9 protein-coding genes are annotated in these 17,140 nt (G+C 65.9%); 4 read left to right on the forward strand and 5 right to left on the reverse strand.

All coding sequences use genetic code 11. The annotated features are described in order from the left end of the window. Positions 1-21 precede the first annotated feature (21 nt). Entirely contained in the window at positions 22-2,676 is a 2,655-nt protein-coding gene (locus tag ABFE16_16005; GenBank protein ID MEN6346807.1) for a hypothetical protein, read from the reverse strand. Positions 2,677-2,931: 255 nt separating this feature from the next. On the opposite strand from ABFE16_16005, the gene ABFE16_16010 reads away from it, so the two are divergent. From ABFE16_16010 to ABFE16_16020, 3 genes are all read left to right on the forward strand, one after another. After that, complete coding sequence (locus tag ABFE16_16010) at positions 2,932-4,056, forward strand: hypothetical protein (GenBank protein MEN6346808.1); 1,125 nt, start codon at positions 2,932-2,934, stop codon at positions 4,054-4,056. An 80-nt stretch (positions 4,057-4,136) separates the two neighbouring features. Next, positions 4,137-5,132, forward strand: coding sequence for a metallophosphoesterase (locus ABFE16_16015; GenBank protein MEN6346809.1), 996 nt, complete (start codon positions 4,137-4,139; stop codon positions 5,130-5,132). Positions 5,133-5,199: 67 nt separating this feature from the next. After that, a complete protein-coding gene (locus ABFE16_16020; protein ID MEN6346810.1) occupies positions 5,200-8,475 on the forward strand; it encodes a LamG-like jellyroll fold domain-containing protein in 3,276 nt (1,091 codons plus the stop codon). Positions 8,476-8,608: 133 nt separating this feature from the next. Here ABFE16_16020 and ABFE16_16025 read toward each other — a convergent pair whose 3' ends face one another. After that, the gene (locus ABFE16_16025; GenBank protein ID MEN6346811.1) at positions 8,609-11,638 is read right to left on the reverse strand and encodes a sugar-binding protein; all 3,030 of its coding nucleotides are present in this window, start codon (positions 11,636-11,638) and stop codon (positions 8,609-8,611) included. A 102-nt stretch (positions 11,639-11,740) separates the two neighbouring features. Then, positions 11,741-13,024 (reverse strand): hypothetical protein, encoded by a 1,284-nt coding sequence (locus ABFE16_16030; protein MEN6346812.1) that lies wholly within the window; start codon positions 13,022-13,024, stop codon positions 11,741-11,743. Between the two features lie 194 nt (positions 13,025-13,218). Here ABFE16_16030 and ABFE16_16035 point away from each other — a divergent pair, with 194 nt between their 5' ends. Continuing rightward, positions 13,219-14,421 (forward strand): hypothetical protein, encoded by a 1,203-nt coding sequence (locus tag ABFE16_16035; protein MEN6346813.1) that lies wholly within the window; start codon positions 13,219-13,221, stop codon positions 14,419-14,421. A gap of 27 nt (positions 14,422-14,448) precedes the next feature. Here the strand turns inward: ABFE16_16035 and ABFE16_16040 are convergent, their stop codons facing one another. Together ABFE16_16040 and ABFE16_16045 are read right to left on the reverse strand one after the other, a co-directional pair. Continuing rightward, positions 14,449-16,083 (reverse strand): sialidase family protein, encoded by a 1,635-nt coding sequence (locus ABFE16_16040; protein MEN6346814.1) that lies wholly within the window; start codon positions 16,081-16,083, stop codon positions 14,449-14,451. Positions 16,084-16,156: 73 nt separating this feature from the next. Further along, positions 16,157-17,137, reverse strand: coding sequence for a glycosyltransferase family 2 protein (locus ABFE16_16045; protein MEN6346815.1), 981 nt, complete (start codon positions 17,135-17,137; stop codon positions 16,157-16,159). Positions 17,138-17,140 lie beyond the last annotated feature (3 nt).

A 17,140-nucleotide genomic window follows, 5' to 3' on the forward strand; every position in this document is an offset into this window, starting at 1 on the left:
CCGCCGGACACCGGGACTGGGCTAGCGACGGCACTTGAACAGGCAGACGCCGGCGGCCCAGAGTTCGTGAGTCTCGGGGTTGTACCGCAGAGTCAAGGGCTTGCGGTAGGGCAGGTCGCCGGTGATCTCCTGCCAGGAGACGCCGCCGTCGTGGGTCTCGTACACGCCGCCGATCATCGCGTTGCCGTCCCAGGTCGTGGTGGCATACCACAGACGCTTCGGATCGGCCGGATCGGTCTCCAAGCCCACGGTCATCCGCGAGCCGTCGGTATACCTGGTGAGCTGCTTCCAGGTCTGGCCGTGGTCGGTGCTGCGCCACAGGTTCTGTCCCGGGCAGTAGACCGCGCCATCGGCGGCGACGTGGAGGTTGAAGATCCACTGCTCGCGGGTGAAGACGTTCTGCCAGGAGGCGCCGCCATCCTCGCTCCGGTACAGGCCTCCTCCAGCACCGCAGGCGCCCCAGAAGATACGTCTGGACTCCGTCGGGTCGACCGCCAGACCGAAGAACATGCGGCGACTTCCGGGCTGCCCCGGCAGGGCGCTCCAGGTCAGCCCGCCGTCCTCGGACTTGAAGACACCGCCACCGCTCTTGCCGGGAGAGGGATCACCGTCGATGCCGAGGTAGAGGACCTTCGGGTTCTGCGGATCGGCAGCCAGGGCTCGTGGGTAGCCGGTACCCCACATGGTGTTGGCAGTCGGCACCGTAGTGGGCAGGCCGGTCGCGGTGCGAGAGAAGGTCTTCCCGCCATCGTCGCTGAGAACCACGCGGTTCGGGCCGGGTGAGTCCCAGGGGCTGCAAGTGCTGACGATGTGATCGCCGCTCTTGCCGTCGGAGATCGCGAGTCGCCAGTAATGCCCGCTGAGTTCGACGTCCCACTTGATCGGCCATAGCTGACGCCAGTTACGGCCGTTGTCCTCGCTGACCATCACGCCCTCATCCATCGCCGAGGCGTAGGTGCGGCCCTTGTAGAAGCGCAGGTCGTAGACGCAGGAGATGTCGGCGCCGCGAACGCGCTCGGTCCAGGTGCGTCCTCCGTCCTCGCTGTGACAGGGACGCCAGTTCGCGGCGATGTAGAGCTCCTTCGGGTTGAGCGGATTGACGGCGAGGCTCTTGGGCGAGCTCAGGGGAGTCGTGGTGACGTAGTCCCTCGGTATGGTCGGGTTTGCTGACGGATCGGGCCGCAGTTGAGAGGAGGAGGTCCAGGTCTGGCCGCCGTCACTGGAGAAGCAGAAGACACCGTTCCAGCCGGAGGAGCCGATGACGTACACGTCGAGGGGACTGGCCGGGCTGACGGCAACCTCCTGGAGGGCGCAGTCCTTGGGAAGGCCCTGCGAGACGTCCTGCCAGGTCTCGCCCCCGTCCGTGGAGCGGCGAAGTCCATCCTTGCCGAAGGCGGCGTAGAAGACCCTGGGATCGGAGGGAGCGATTGCGACGCTCAGGGCCTTCTTCGGAGTGGGCAGCTCGCGCCAGGTCTCGCCGGCATCGCGGCTGAGGATGACACCGGCGTCGTCGGTGGCTGCCGCCACGAGGGACGGGTCCTTCTCCGCAACGCAGAGGGTGTAGATGGGACCGCTCTGCAGATCACCCATGCGGACGTTGCCATAGGTCGGGACCGACTTGCTCTTCGAGAACTCCTTCACCACGTGCTGATAGGGCGTCGTGGCTGGAGCCTCCTGGCCCTCCGGCGTCCGCCTGAAGGCGAAGTAGAAACGGGTGAACTTGCCGACCGAGGCCGTCTCCATGAGCGGGCCGACGCAGCCGAAGTCCATGCGGTTGAGGGTGCTCCAGTCGGGCGTCCCCTGGTAGGCCCTGGCTTTGTCGGGGTTCTTCTTCGCGTAGTCGGGATCGAGGACGAAGTCCTCGGCGCGGAGTATGACGTCGCCCCATTGAGTCTGGCCGAAGACCTCGCGTAGGTTGCGACTGCGGTACGCGGTGCCGTCGGCTGCTTTGAGCGTCAGGAAGCAGTCGCGGGGCAGGACACCGTCGGCCCTGAAGCTGAAGCCGAAGCCCATGCAGTCGGCCGAAGTCATGCCCGCGGGGAAGGTCAGGGGGAACCAGAAGCCGCCGAACCACTCCTGGTTGACCTTCCCGAACTGGACGCGGAGGGTCTCCGGTGGCTCCTGCTCCAGAGCCCGCTCGTAGACCGTGCGCCAGGTCTCGCCGCCGTCGGTGCTCTTGCAGACCCTTCCGGCAGGACTGGCGGCATAGACGACGCTGCTGTTGGTGGGGTCGACGGCGACGCAACGGACGCTGCGACCCTTCTCACCGGTGAGGCGCAGGCCTCTGGGGCCGGTGTTGGGGAGGAGACGCCAGCTCTCGCCGCCGTCGGTGCTCTTGCACAGACCGCCTGCCGTCGCAGCGTAGATGGTCTCGGGCGTGGACCGGTCCGTTGCGAGCGAGAAGACGCCGTAGTTCGCCAGCCCCTTGTTGAGGAGCCGCCAGTTGCGACCGTGGTCCTCGCTCTTGTAGACCCCGGCGACGTCGCCACCCAGGTACAGAACGCCATCTCGGGTCGGGTGGAAGGCCGCCGAGTAGTAGAAGCCGCCGCCACCCCAGCCTGCCCATTCCCAGCTAACGGCGGTCGGGGTTGCCGGCTGTGTGTCAGGGGCTGCAAGCGCCGTCAGGGCCAAGCCCAGGCCGACGGTGATGAAAGCGCCGAGGCGGTACAGGTGCATGGCGGATCACCTCTCCTTGTAGACTGACACGGGATGGTCAGAGCGTGGGATTGACAGGACTCCAGATCCTGATGCGGCGGTCAGAAGTCGTACGCTACGGATTCCTCGCCGGCGAGGAGGTCTCCTCTAGTCTGGAGGGCGCGGGTCCTGAGTGGTGAAGGCCGTCCCGCGGAAGCGGAAGGTGTGGTCACACCTCGGCGCGAAAGGCCCGACAACTACTGGCTCCTGGTTCCTTCGGAAGAGGGTGCGGATTGTATGGCTCATCCCTTTGGACGCCGGCACAGCTCGCTGACCTGTGAAGGACCTGCGCCCGCAGTCGTACTCCTGACTTGCCTTCTCGTGATCGGCCTCTCCCCAGTCGTCTCCACGGGGGCTGATGAGCAGATGAAGTGGTGCGGCGTCTGGGAGTGGAGCATGGATCACCGCAGCGAGGCGGGCCTGGTTGCCATCGCCGACGCCTGCCACAGCCTGGGGTTCAACGTCCTGATGATGGCTCCGCCTCGCAACCGGATTGCCTTCATGGCAGAGACTTGCCACGCACGTGGCATACGGCTGTACCTGTCCACGGTCTTCTCGGGTGGAGACCCCGCATGGCAGCAGGTCATGACGCCGGAGGAGCGGGCACGCAAGGACCAGCCGGTGCCCGCAACTCATCAGCACGGCGGAGAACCACGTGACCCCGGCGAGGTGTTCGAGAGCCCTGCGCCCTGCTGGAACCGCCCCGAGGTTCGCAGCTTCTTCCGCGAGAGAGTGCAGGAGTGGGCGAAGCTGCCGGTGGACGGGCTGGCCTTCGACTACATCGGCTACGCGAACTACCGCCGGTGCTACTGCCCCGTCTGCCAGGAGAAGCTCAGGGACTTTCTGCATGCTCATCCGAACCTGCCCTACGGGCGGGCGGCGGAGATCGTGGCCGAGGACACGCTGGTGAGCTTCACCAACGAGATGGCGGCTGCAGCGCGGGAAGTGCGGCCCGAGCTTGAGCTGACGATCCACGTCTACCCGTACTTCCGCCCGAACCCCTTCTATGGTAACCGCCTGGAGCTGGACACGGTGGGGCAGACCGTCTCGTGGTTCTTCCGCCCGCACTGGCCGCTGGAGAAGGTGCGCCGGCTCACGGAGAACCTCGTGGCCAGTCAGCACGAGTACGTGACCACTGCGACCGCGGCACCCTTCCTGGGGTTCTACGAGAATCCCCCTCGCGACTACCGGTCATCAGGGAGGATCGCGGCGGAGTTGGCGATCCTGCGGGACAGCGGCGCCGGTGCGCTGCAGATGGCCGAGTTGGGGAACCTGGTGCGCAAGCCCCGAGTCGCTGAGGCAGTGGCCCGAGCGCTTGGAGGAGACTATCACCGCACGCCTGCGGTGGGAGCGCAGCACTAAGGCGCCCGGACCGCATGCTGCCGGCCGCACCGAGTTGACGCCCTTTGCCGCAACGATTGGAAGCTGGAGAGTGGTAGCTGATGAAGCGTAACAGAGCCCTGCCCCTGCTGCTGATTGCCCTTTGGCTTGCGCTGTCCTGCGGTGCCTGGGCGCAACTGGCACCGGCACCGGAAGGTACCTTCACGGTTGCTGTCCTGCCGGACACCCAGAACTACTCCGCGACCCAGCCGGATATATATAACACGATTACACGCTGGATCGTCGATAGCAAGGAGACTCAGCGCATCGTCTTCGTCGCCCACACGGGTGACATCGTGGACAAGGCATCAGACGAGGCACAGTGGATCAACGCTCGACGGGCGATGGATACGATCCACGGTGTGATCCCCTACGGCCTCGGGGTCGGCAACCATGACATGCGCGCGGCCGATGGCGACAAGACGCTCTTCGAGAAGTACTTCGGCAAGGAACGCTACGCGAGCTTCGACTGGTACGGCGGCAGCCGGGACAACAACGGCAACAGCTATCAACTGTTCAGCGCCGAGGGCATGGACTTCATCGTCCTGCACCTGGAGTGCAACGCGCCGGACAAGGTCCTGGAGTGGGCCTCCGGCGTTCTGGAGGCTCACGCAGATCGGCACGCCATCATCGCTACCCACATGTGGGCCGGGCCTCTGCTACAGCCGAAGGACAATGCCGGGTTCCTGACCGATCCCAAGGGACGCATGCAGTGGAAGAAGTGCAACGGCAAGCTGGGCAACACCCCGCAGCAGATCTACGACAAACTGGTGTATCCGCACGCGAAGGTGTTCCTCGTTCTGTCCGGCGACCAGAGCCGCACGCAGTCCATGACCATCACCTCCACCGGGGCGCAGGGGAACACGATCCATGAGTTGATGTGTGACATCCGTGAGGGCTACATACGTCTGCTGCGCTTTGTTCCGAAGGAGAGTCGCCTTGAGGTCATGACCTACAGCCCGACGCTGGGTCACACGTGCCCGGGGACCAAGATCGTGCCAGAGCCGGAGAAGCACCAGTTCACACTGCGGCTGGACTTTGGTGCGTCCGCCAAGTGATGTCGGCGGTCTGCGCTGAGACGAAGTGAGAGTCACCGCCGCCGCGGAGAAGGTAGTGAGGTGCACAGTGTACAGGCAGATGACAGCGGCCCTTCTGCTCATGCTCCTGATGGTAGCGCCGGGGCCCTGTGAGCTCGCTCGACTGACCTTCCGGGCGGACCTTGACGGCAGCCTGGATTGCCAGGTCGGCTCCGGGAAGGCCGAAGTGAAGGGCACTGCGTCCTTCGCTGCCGGTCGTCACGGTCAGGCCTTTGTGGCGGACGGCTCGTGCGTTCTGAGCTACCCGACGGTGGGCAATTTGGACAAGGCTCGCGGGACGGTGACGATGTGGGTCTGCCCGCAGTGGGACGGGAACGATGGGAAGAGCCACAGCTTCCTGTCGGATGACCTGGACTTCAACAAGCCTGCGGACAACAACCTGCACCTGTGGAAGTGGGTGCTCAACGATGCGCTCCGATTGGACCTGCGCACCGATCCGCCGAGGGATGCCGAGTTCCGGGTGACCGGATGGCGGGCGGGAGAGTGGCACCACCTCGCGGCTGCCTGGGACTGCAAAACCGGCACGCGGCTCTTCGCGGACGGGAAGCTCGTGGCTACCCTGGGCCTGCAATGGGAACCGAAGCAGGCGAACCGGTTCCTCGTCGGCGCGAACTGGAAGGGAGAGTCGCCGGCGCAGGCTCTCATACAAGAGGTGAGGGTCTACGATGCGCCGCTGGATGCCGGGCAGGTGGCGAGAGTGGCCGACGGCAAGGACCTGCCGATCCTGCGGCCCAAGAGTCTGAGGGTGCCTGGAAGCCTTGAGATTGGCAGGCCCTTCGCTGTCACACTGGAAGGCACTGCGGAGACCAGTACGCCGGACGCGCTGCCGGTGGTGGTGAGTCTCGACGGGCTGCCGCTGCCGAGTGTGACGGGGCCGACCGAGGTCGCGCTGCAGAAGGGCGCTGCGAAGTACGGGCCGATCTCCTTCGTGCTGCCCGCCTACTACCATATGATGCCGGGGCGTCATGAGCTCACGGCGGAGGTGGCGGGTGCGAGTGTCACGGAGGCTGCACCGTGGAAGGCCGAGGTGCAGGTCACGCGAGCGCCCGAGTCGGCGGGACCGGTCGAGTGGCGATTCGAGCGGGGTAAGGTGCTGCGCGGCAAAGAAGTGTACCTGGAGCCCGGAGAGGGCATGGCCTTCTGGTTCGACGGGGCAGTTCGCCCGTATGATGAGGCCGGTCAGCGGCTCTGTGAGGGGTTGGTGGCCTCGGGGCGCATTGCCGATGTGGTGCCGTGCCGGCTGGTGGACGAGGTCAACTGCACCGCGACCGACCACAGCTTCCGCGAGTGGGGTACGTCGCAGGTGGCCTCGCTGGCGGACGGACGCCGGTATCGCATCACCGGCACGCGCAAGAGCGCGGAGGAACAGGCGGCCAAAAGCGGAGGCAAGACGCGGGTAGTGCCCGGTTTCCAGTATCGGTTGGAGGGTCTGAAGAGGCCAGTGCCGCACCTGCTCGTGATCGACACCCTCAACGATCGCGAGCGGGTTCTGGAGACCGCCATTGATGTGGCGCCGGGCAGCGCCATCACGCCGCTGCTGGCCACCAGTGGCGCCGGCAGTCACGACCTGATCAACCTGAACGTGACCTACACCGGGCGCGAGTACCCCTCGGACGGCAAGCCCTACCAGCAGGTCACGCTGTTCTACCCGAAGAGCGACGCGGTGACGGCGACGATCACGGACTCCCGCCGCGAGCTTCAGCAGGACGAGATGACGGGTGCGGCAGTCGCCAGGATTGCGGTCTATGAGGTCACAGCGGACCTGGGGCGGATTGCGGCCGGTGTGGAGAAGGGCGAGCGTAGCGTCAGCCTGTTCTACCCCTGGTGCAGCCCGCTCTACAACGAGTTCGGGTTCAGCGCCGGAACGCAGGGGTCACGACGAGCGTCGCTGGATGCCCTCGCCGACTACCTGCGATTCATGGGCTTCAGCAGGCTTGAGTTCCACCCGTACAAGTTCAGTCGTGGCGCTGACTTCGCCTCTGAGATCTTCGCCGGGTCGACTGGCAGTGATGTGCTGGAGGACACGCTGCCGGTGATGGCGGCGAAGGGGATCGAGGTCGTACCGCGGATCGACTCGATGGTCTTCTACCTGTCGGATGACGCCGGCAAGAACCTGTATGCCGACCCGGAGGCCTATCAGCTCACCCGCAAAGGTGAGACGATGAAGTTCTTCGGCGTGGTGCCGGATCCGCTTCACCCGCAGGTTCAGCAGCTCCTGCAGGACATGCTCTGCGAGCTGGCCCGCAAGACGAAGGGCTGGAGCAATGTGCCAGCCGTGGGATTCCGGGCGAACGGCAAGTTCGGGAACCTCTATGTGGGAAGCAACCGCGCCCACCCGCCGGAGGAGTCCGGGTACAGCGAGTTCGACATACGGGAGTTCGAGAAGGACTGCGGGGCGAAGGTCGGTGGGGCCGCGGGCGACGCTCAGAGCAGGTACGACTACCTCCGGGCCAACTGCTGGGACCAGTGGATCGCCTGGCGATGCCGGCGGATTCACGATCACTGGGTTCGTCTGGCGCAGGCCGTGCAGGCCGTCGATCCGACCAAGAAGCTGATTGTCTTCACCAAGATCCCGGGCAACGATCCGGGTGAGAAGCGGGACTGGGACAAGGCGCCTGTCGATCTGCTCGACCTGCACCGATACCACGGTTACGACCCCGCACTGTACCTGGGGGACAAGGGCCTTGCGCTCTCGCGGGTGATGGGCATCGACGGGGATCGGTACTGGCCGCAGCCCTGGAACAAGCGCTTCTTCTTCGAGCCCGAGCTCAGCGGGTTCTTCCAGTCCGCAGAGCCCAGCGGAGTGGAGTTGTACTATATCTACTGGGAGCTGCCCGATCACCCGCTCGGGTTCCGCGTCGGACCTGGCTCACCGCAGGGACGTGCCTTCTATGAGCCGATGACCCATGCGCTGCGGTACCAGAATCCGGGGAGCTTCTGCTTCTACAACTGGTTCCGGGCGACCATGGGGCATGAGGTTGACCTGCGCGAGTTCTGCCGGGCCTTCCGTGGACTGCCGATGGTTGCGCCGACGCCCTTTGCGGGTCAGGTGAGACCGTCTGAAGCGGCCAGTGACCCGAGGCTGTGTGTGCGCATGTTCCGAGATCGCCTGAGCCTTGTGAACGACTGCGGGGAGGCAAGGGAAGTTACGCTGGTGCTGCCGCCCGGCTATGCGCTCGGTGGACTCGAAGACCTCGCGCTCGGAACGCGCTGTGAGATCGTGGAGCGCAACGGGCAGCGGGAAGTCCGGCTGGCGATTCGGCCCTGGGATACCCGGACGCTGGCGCCGGTGACGGCAAAGTAGTAGCGGGCCTCCAGCGGGATGGCGACAAGCAACAGGCTGCGCGAAGACGGGTGCCTTCGCGCAGCCTGCCGGTTCTGGAGGTGCGTCCAGTAGGATTGCCAGGTGCAGTCGATGGCAAGGGTAACTTGGTGACCTATTGCAGGCGCATTCCGTCGGCGGCGCCGAAGAAGGGCTTCGCACCGACGAGGTTGACGCCGATGCAGGTCGCGTCGGTTCCGGCGGGCGCCTGGAGTTCGATCCAGCCGGTGCAGCCGCCTGCTGGGACCTCGAAGTCGGCCACGTTGTCCTTCTCTGCCTCGACGCTCGCTGTCAGGCGCCGCTCCTGTCCGGCCAGGCTGACCACCAAGGTCTGCTGTCCCAGAGTCTCGCGATAGCCCCAGTGTACCTGGAGCTGCTTGCGTCCCGACGGGACGACAAAGGAGAGACGTGTGCCCGCGTAGACGTGGACCGGGTAGCAGGGCTTCTGTGCCCATTCGTTCTTCTTGCCGGTAGCGGGCTCCACAGGGATGGTCGGTCGCTGCTGAAGCTGCTCAAGCGGAGAGCGGTAGGTGTCGGGCGCTGCGAGCCGCTTGTCGACCTCCTGGTTTGCGGTGACGATGGCCTTCCAGTAATCCTCCGGGTAGCCGGAGAGGCTGTAGTACCCGGCGACCTCGTTCGCACTGCGCCACAGCGACATGGCCCCCGGCCAGACCCAGTAGCCATCGCCGTAGAGGGCGAAGTTGAACATCTGGGAGGAGAGGAAGTGCGGGTTGGCCGGCGGGTGCTTGAGGGTCCAGAGCGTTCCGCCATGGAGAACGTGGGCACCCCACTTTGCGTACAGGTCACGTTTTCTGTCCACGGCGGCAGCACTGTAGCCCGGAGTGTAGGTGCCCTCATCGAAGTCGAGGGCCGGCGTGCGGGGTGTGCCGAGACCCCGTGCCATGCCCCGGCAGAACCAGTTGTCGTCAATGCTCAGCAGCATCACTGCGAAGCACAGGTCGGGGTTTGCCTTCTGCACGCGCTCGCGGACCTCAGAGAGAAGCTTCTCCAGTTCGGCCTGCTGATAGGCGCAGTAGTCGTCGAGCAGGTTCTGCTTCTCGATCCAGTCGAAGCGTGCGTTGCCGTCCTCGGGAAGGCTTGGTGAGCGAAGGCCCCGGGACTCGAGGTAGCCCTCGAAGCAGCGATTGCAGACGCACTTCTCGCGGCTCGGGCCATAGGGCATGTAGATGGAGCCTGCCCGGCGCTGCTCCTCGGGTGACTTGAGGTTCGTCGCGTACCAGCCGCCGAAGTAGTAGGACTCGGGATCGAGCCCGACGCCGATCACGGCGGGGTACTTCTTCGAGAGCTTCGCAACCTCCAGTGCGCGGCGCAGGAAGGAGCGCTCCCAGTACTCGCGGGAGATCGGGCAGGGCTGAGGCCCACGGACGGACAGTCGAGTCAGAGCCCGTGTGTAGTCGCCCGCCGCGTCGCAGTCGGCCTGTGCGCACCCCCAACCGAGGTAGGGGATGAGCTTGATCCCGGCGTCCTGGGAAGCCTGGCAGAGCTTCTCGACCGCCGCGCTCCAGTTCGCGAGCCCCGTCTCGTCCTTGAAGGGGATACCCCAGGACCAGGTCGCCATGAGGGCGAGATTCATCCCGGCGAGGGTACAGTCGCGGAAGGAATGCAGGGCCAGCGGGGTGCTGAGATAGGTGCTCTTGCCCCTGGCGTCCAGCGCCCAGTAGGGGTTGTGGAAGGTGATGGCAAAGGGGTTCCAGCAGGCCGGTCCGGAGTTGACCAGGAGCGTGTAGTGGCCCTCGGTCGTCGTCCGGAGGCTGACCTGAGCGGTCTTGCCCGCCTCGACAATCCCCGTGCTCAGGACCTTGCCCTGGGGATCGAAGACCGCGTAGATCGAGCTTGTGAAGGGTGAGTCGCCGGCGGTCGCGGCGAGCTCGAAGCGAAGCTCCTCCTGATGCTCGAGCAGGAGGCGGAAGTGGTACTCGCCGCGGAGACGGAGGGTATCGCCCGAACCGCTTGCGGTCGCCGCAGCAGCTTTGACCAGACCGTCCTCAGGCATGGGCGCTGAGAAGCCAACACCGTAGGAGATGCCGCGGAGTCGCTGCTGGTCGATCCAGCGCAAGGAGGGTGCTGTCTCCGTGCTGAGGAGTTGGGGAATGGGCTTGGCCTTGGCGCCGGAGAGGGCGACCTCGGCGGCATCACAGAAGGTCAGCACATGGCCTGCCCGCCGGACGGCGACGAGAAGGCCGGCCCGGGTGTCATGATCCACCCGCAGCGGCCAACTGAGCGAAGCGCTCCGGCCCTCGAACAGGCGGACCTTGCGGACACCAAAGAGCGAGGTCGCCTCCCTGTCGCGACGATAGCCCTCGACGACTACCTCGGCCGGCTGGTCGGCGCCGGTAAGGGTGACGTGAAGGTGATTCACGCCGACCTTTGGCTGCCTCAGTGTGAGAGCGGCGAAGTCGATGCCGCTGGTAGGGCCGTACACGAGCCGGCCGAAACGCGACGGGTTGTGGAAGGCGCCGAAGGTCGTCGACCACGCCGAGGTCTCGGCCGGTTCCAGGCGTCGCGTGCGGCAGAAGTTGGCGAGAGACATCTGCGGGTCGGTCAGCCCGATCGCCTTGCGCGGAAGGCGCATCTCGACCGTCCAAGAGTCGCCGGCCAGATTCACCGCAGCCTGCCAGTCGCAGGTCCAGTCGCCGCCGTTGCCGAGTTCGTCGTGGCGATTGCCCGCGACGTCCACGGAGAAGTGGTAGTAGATGGCGCCGAGGGCATCCGGCATGAGGAAGAACTCGATGTGGTCGTTGGCGAAGAGAGACATCGAGTCCGGCGGCAGCTTGTCTGCCTTGAGCTTCGCCATTTCGGCCTCGGCGCAGCGGAAGGCCACGTAGAGGTAATCGCGGTCGATGCCCATCTTCGCCCAGGTATCATTCCTGGAGGCTTCGCCCGTCTGGAAATGCCAGAAGGGCCCGGACTGCTGCGCCGTTGACCAGCAGAGGTCGTCGAGGAGGCCGTCGAGTTTCGGGGCCTGCGAGAAGGTCGCGACGTGCAGCAGCGGCTTGTCGACGAGCAGGTTGACGTCTGACTGCTCTGCTGCGGCGAGGGACGACTGGACTCCGGCTAGCATCAAGAGCAGGGCTGCGACGGCGGCGATCCCTGCGACGTGCTCTCTCCTGTTGCTGGTCTGCATGGCATGACTCTCCCGTCCAGGATGGGTGCGGGCGAGGCCCCGCGAAGAGCTGCTCCCCAGGGACCTCGCCCGGGTCGTCGTGCGGTGCAAGGAGACCGTGAGCTAGGCTCTCAGGCCTTCCAGGAGGCCGACGGCGGAATCGACGATGGCCTCGCCGAAGCCCGGTTCGTAGGGGCTGGAGTTGGGCTCGTAAGCGCCCTCCTTGAAGGCCCGACGAGTCGGGATGTAGCCGACGCAGTCATTGGCCAGTTCGAGGATCATGGTCTGGGCGAAGGGCGACCGGCGCTTGATCTCCAGCCCAAGCTCGACAAAGAACTCGCCCGGCACGCCGACGAGGGCAAGGTCGCCGACTCGAAGGGCCTGGACGATCGAGGTGCGTGCGGTCGGTGGCTGCTGCTCGAAGCGCCTCACGCGGTTGCGGAAGGAACGCTCGCCCATGAGAACCGGCTTGCCTGCAGCGAGGCGCTCCTCGATGTCCTGGGCCTTCGCGAGGTCCTCCGGGCCGGCAGGCGGTCGAGGAGAGAGAGTCACCTCGGCAAGCGCACCGGCCAGCGGGACCTCGGCGACGAAGTCGGCCTCGTTCCAGGCCCAGAAGGCGTTGGCGGCCACGAGAGCACCGGCACGTTCGCAGTGCTGGTATCTGTCGTTCCTGGGGTTGGCATGGCCCAGGACGTCCCAGTTGTTGATGTCGCCGGAGGCGCCGTTGGACAAGGCAGCGACGAAGCCCTCGCCTCGGAGACGCTGGACCATTGAGGAGAAGAAGCCGTAGTAGTCCGCCGAGAAGGCCGTGAAGTCGTCGGGGATGCCAACATAGTGGAGGGCGTAGTTGCCCAGCAGGCCGAGGGTCTGGCCGGTGGTGCGACGCAGGACCATCACGCCGACCTCGGGGTCAGTCGGGCCGGCCGGCTCGACCACGTCGGGGTTGTTGACCCCCGGGTTGGTCTGCACGGTCCCGTCCTTCATGCGGTAGCGGCGGTTGAAGACGAGACGGTCCTCGGTTGCTCGAGCCCAGCCGATCTGGGCCTCTTCGCGAGCCTGCCAGGCGATGCGAACGCCGTCGGCGATGCGGCCCCAGAGCCACTCGGTGTAGGGGTCATCGCCGGTCAGCGGGCCGGTGTGGGTATGGGTGCAGGAGATGATGACCTGGTTGGGCTGCAGTCCGGTGGTCTCGGAGATGCGGGCCTTGGCCTGGTCGAGGTACTTGCGGTCGATGCCGATGATGTCACAGACCGCAACCGCGACAGCGTTGCCATCGTTCTCCAGGGCGAAACTGCGGACGTAAAGCGGGTCATGAACGGTGCTTGCGGTGCGCTCCTCGAAATAGCCCCTCATGTGGGTTCCGAGCGGGGGAGTGACGTCAAGGGAAGAGACGCCGGCCTTCAGCATGCGGTCACCTCGTACTGCTGTCGTTTGTGGCGGCTGCCGGGGGACACAGTCGTCGTCCGGATCAGGCGGCCACCACCCGGTGTGCAGGTTCGTCCTTCGGCCTCCCGACACCTTGCCCGGGGGACGGGCTTCGATGAAGGTGTGGGCGGCTCCAGGGGAGAAGGCCGTGCCAAATCTGCGAATGGGGTGCTTCGATGACTGAAACCGTTGCGTGCCTGCTGCTCGTAGCCTGCCTCGGTCTTTGTGCAAACGTCGCAGTTGCAGCTCCGGCAGTTGCGTCCCCTGCTGCCGACTACACCACCCGTCTGCTGTCCTGCGTTTCTGGAATCGCCGCCGACCTTCCGGCCATCACCGCGGTCGCCGACAAAGCCGCCGCCCGACTCGTGGCCGGCGGAACTCTCTGGCTCGCTGGTTCGCACCGTGGGTTCATCCAGGAGGCGTATGTGCGTGCCGGGGGCATGATGCGGGTGAAGACGCTGGCCGGTCACGTGGCTGAGCTCGCCCCTAAGGACGTGGTGCTGGTCGGAACGCTGTCTGCGGAGTCTTCGGCGGACCAGACGCTGTTGCGTGACGCCTCGAAGGCGGGTGCGCTGGTGATCCTGCTGGCTCCGCGCAACGTCGAGGGCACGCACCTGTACGTGTCCCCACATGCGGCGGAGCCTGGTGAGGAGGGTGTGCTGCCGGTGGCGTCGCCTGCGCTCGCCGCAGCTTTTTGGACGCTGACCGGGGAGCTCGTGGGCTCACTCACTCGGCTGGGGAAGATGCCGCCCATGTATGAGAGTGTCGTGGTGCCCGGCGGGCGTGAGCGGAACAAGTCGCACCTGACACTTGACTGGGAGCCCGGGACAGTGACGCCGCTGCGACCGGGGCTGCTCGGCCGCAGGTACCTCGAGCGTCTCGCCACCTGCATGCGCCGCCTGCGGAAGACGCAGATGGAGGGGTTTGCGGAAGCGGGACGTATGGCAGCGGAAGCCCTTGCGCAGGGGCACAAGGCGTGGTATGTGGGTGTCGGGCACATGCCCCCGTATGAAGTGGGGCAGAAGGGCGACACCGGCCTGCTGGCGCCGCTGGACAGCCCCAACACGAAGCCTGAGCCTGTTGCGGGGAAGATACAGGCAGGGGATGTGCTGCTGTATGTGGGCTACTATGAGCCTTTCGGTCCGTGGGTCGAGACAGCCCATGCGCAAGGCGCACGGATCGTTACCCTGGTATCGGGAACGCCCGAGCGCCCTGCGAAGGACATGGGTGCGGACCTGAACCTTGATGCCTGCTGGCCCTTCGGCGATGCCCTGGTGGACATCCGGGGCTACGACGTACGGATTCTGCCGCCGTCGGGGGTCATGCAGTCGGCCGCCTACTGGATGCTGCAGGCAGAGACGCGACGGTTCGTGCGGTAGGGCGGGAGGACCCAGGCGGTCTGGCTGTCAGCGTCGCGTGACGGTGAGGAAGGTGCCGGCGATGCCTGATTGCAGGTTGCCGTCGGGACCCAGCCGGCGGCGGTCGTAGACCACCAGCAAGGTACCAGGGGCGACCTCCGCCACTGTGTTGTAGCTGGTCGTCGCGCCGCGGTAGAAGCAGAAGTGGCCGGTCCAGGTCTTGCCCTCGTCGAGGCTGAAGGCCAGCCAGTTGTCCGGGCGCCCGTAGGTGACGGCCAGGACGCCGCTCTGCATGCGGCAGGCGTTCGGCCAGACACCACGATCCGCGACCGGTTCGGGCTTGCTCCAGGTCAGGCCGTCATCCTGGGAGCGACTGCAGTAGAGCGGGGTTGTGTACTTGGGCGGCTCGCCGCCGGTGCGCATGAAGCACAGGAGGTCGCCGCCGGGAAGCTGCAGCAAGTCGGCCTCGCAGAAGCTCTCGGCGCCGACGCTCGGGTCATAGGCGACCGTGGCGCGCAGGTTCCAGGTCCGCCCGCGGTCGGTGGAGCGCATGACCCAGGTGCGGTACTTGTACACCTTCCACTCGGGCTTGAAGGCCGGGCAGAGGACCGTGTCGGTCGTGAAGTAGCCGTACATGGCCATGAGCAGGGAGCCGTCGCGCAACTGCACCATGGCATGGTCAACGCCGGGACCGGGGTAGTACTTGCCGTCGTCGCCCGTGCCCCCGGTGCCAAGGGGGATGTTGAGACGTGCCGTCTCGCGCTGGAAGGTCTTGCCGCCGTCAGTGGAGCGCGAGAGTGGAACCTCGAAGACCCCGTCGCCGGCTTTGGTGGTGTTGAAGCCCGGCGCGATGATCTCGCCGTCCTCGAACTGAAAGGCGCTGGTCCCGAGACTGCTATCGCCCTTCGTCCAGGTCTTGCCGCCATCGTCGGAGCGGCGGTCTGCGACTGCGAGCTTGCCGTCGCGGAACTGGAAGAGACTGCGGTAGGTCGGTCCGGGGATGATGTCGACGGTGTCGCCGACCTTCACCTCAAGTCCCTCGATGGACGGCACCTCGGGCTTCGCCGGAAGGGCACCCTCGGGCTTCTCACTCTGGTAGCGGACCCACTCCCAGATTGCCGTACCCGTCGCAGGCGATGCCGCAGCGCCGAAGGAGCACTGGTTGCGCCCTGCGTTGGCGGGTGTGGTGTACCTGCCGGCGCCGTCGATCAGCAGGCGACCATCGACATAAGCACGCACGTCGCTGCCCTTGACCTCGAGCCGATAGGTGTGGAACCCGTCTGTGGTGTTGAAGGAGGCGGACAGACCGGAGTGGGGGAGGAGCAGGTGATCCGGGAAGAGCGTCAGGCCCTCCTCGTGGATGCCGTCGGCGGCCATCATGTTTACACCCCAGGGGGCGCTGCAGGAGACCACCTTCACGCGTGCTTCAAGCGCCGCACCCTTCGGGGGATCGGCCTCCCAGTTGAGCAGGTAGCAGCGACCGCTGCCGGCCTGCGTGGACTCATCGGCGATCAGCAGACCCTCGCCGGTCAGCTCCGACCGGGTGCCGTCGCCGATCCAAGAGGTCGCGTTGAGGTGCCAGTTCCCCTTCTCGTAGAACGTGCGCAGGGGCGTGTCGGCGAAGGTGGACTGGGTGATGAGGACGAGCACGGCGGCGGCAAGAGCGTGTGGAAGATTCATCATTCGGTTCCCTTCGACGGCTCGGGTCAGTGGTGGTTGCGGGTGAGGCGAAGGACGGCACGCACTGTGGTGTCGATCAGGATCCGTGACGCCGGGCCGCGTCGGCCTGGAGGAAGGCGGCGACGTCCCCGTGATGCTGCAACGCCACTCGCAAGCGGAGGAGACGCTTGTATATGCGGCCTCGCAGCAGACCCCAGGGCGAGTGTCCGAAGCGTTCCTCGCGCAGCTTCCAGATATACCGCTCCAACGTCATTGCCCACAGGTCGCGCTGCCAGCGCTGCACGTAGTCCTCGGGGATGGCTTCACGGTAGCCCGGCGAGCGCAGAAGTGTGCCGAGGCTGTTGGTGATGCGGATCATGGTCTCGGCGTCCCAGCCCTCACCGGCGGCGAAGCTGTCGGGCTTGACGCGCCAGGTTGCGCAGGGCAAGGGCACGTAGCCCGCGCCGAACTTGAGGGCGAGTGTGCGGAGCGCCACCGTGTCGCTCAGGTGCCCGACCTCCTTACGGAAGCCGCCGAGGTCGAGCAGTGCCTGGCGCCGGTAGATCGTCGCATGCGTGAGAGAGTACCAGGTCGGCGTGGTCTGGAGGAAGTCTTGCAGGAAGCGGGCCGGAGGAGCGTAAAGTGGCTCCTGCCAGCGCCTCACCTCGCGCGACTCCAGTACCTTCGATTCGTCACCATCGGCGACGAGTTGCACCTGGCCGAAGAGTATCCCTGCTTCCGGGTGTTCGCCTGCAAGGGCCATAGTGGCTGCGAGGAAACCAGGCAGTACGTAGTCGTCGGCAGCGCCCAAGTACAGCCAATCACCCCGGGCCTCGGTCTGCACCCGGTCGAGTGAGGCAACGGCGCCCTGATTGCGCTCGTGGCGGACCAGACGCAGACGGGAATCTTGCCGGGCATAGGACTCGATGATCTCGACGCTGTTGTCGGTCGAGGCGTCGTCGACGATGATGAACTCGTCAGGCGGACGCGACTGTGACAGTATGGCCTCGATGGCCTGCGGCAGGTAGTGGCTGTGGTTGTAGTTCGGGAACCCGGCTGTGAGAGTTGGCTCTGGCATAGA

The organism is Armatimonadia bacterium (assembly GCA_039679385.1).
Taxonomy (GTDB): domain Bacteria; phylum Armatimonadota; class Zipacnadia; order Zipacnadales; family JABUFB01; genus JAJFTQ01.

Bases quoted from the DNA above. Each gene is read 5' to 3' on its own strand.
- ABFE16_16015 (MEN6346809.1), top strand. From the start codon at position 4,137: ATGAAGCGTAACAGAGCCCTGCCCCTGCTGCTGATTGCCCTTTGGCTT.
- ABFE16_16025 (MEN6346811.1), bottom strand. From the start codon at position 11,638: ATGCAGACCAGCAACAGGAGAGAGCACGTCGCAGGGATCGCCGCCGTC.
- ABFE16_16040 (MEN6346814.1), bottom strand. From the start codon at position 16,083: ATGATGAATCTTCCACACGCTCTTGCCGCCGCCGTGCTCGTCCTCATC.
- ABFE16_16010 (MEN6346808.1), top strand. From the start codon at position 2,932: ATGGCTCATCCCTTTGGACGCCGGCACAGCTCGCTGACCTGTGAAGGA.
- ABFE16_16005 (MEN6346807.1), bottom strand. From the start codon at position 2,676: ATGCACCTGTACCGCCTCGGCGCTTTCATCACCGTCGGCCTGGGCTTG.
- ABFE16_16030 (MEN6346812.1), bottom strand. From the start codon at position 13,024: ATGCTGAAGGCCGGCGTCTCTTCCCTTGACGTCACTCCCCCGCTCGGA.
- ABFE16_16035 (MEN6346813.1), top strand. From the start codon at position 13,219: ATGACTGAAACCGTTGCGTGCCTGCTGCTCGTAGCCTGCCTCGGTCTT.
- ABFE16_16045 (MEN6346815.1), bottom strand. From the start codon at position 17,137: ATGCCAGAGCCAACTCTCACAGCCGGGTTCCCGAACTACAACCACAGC.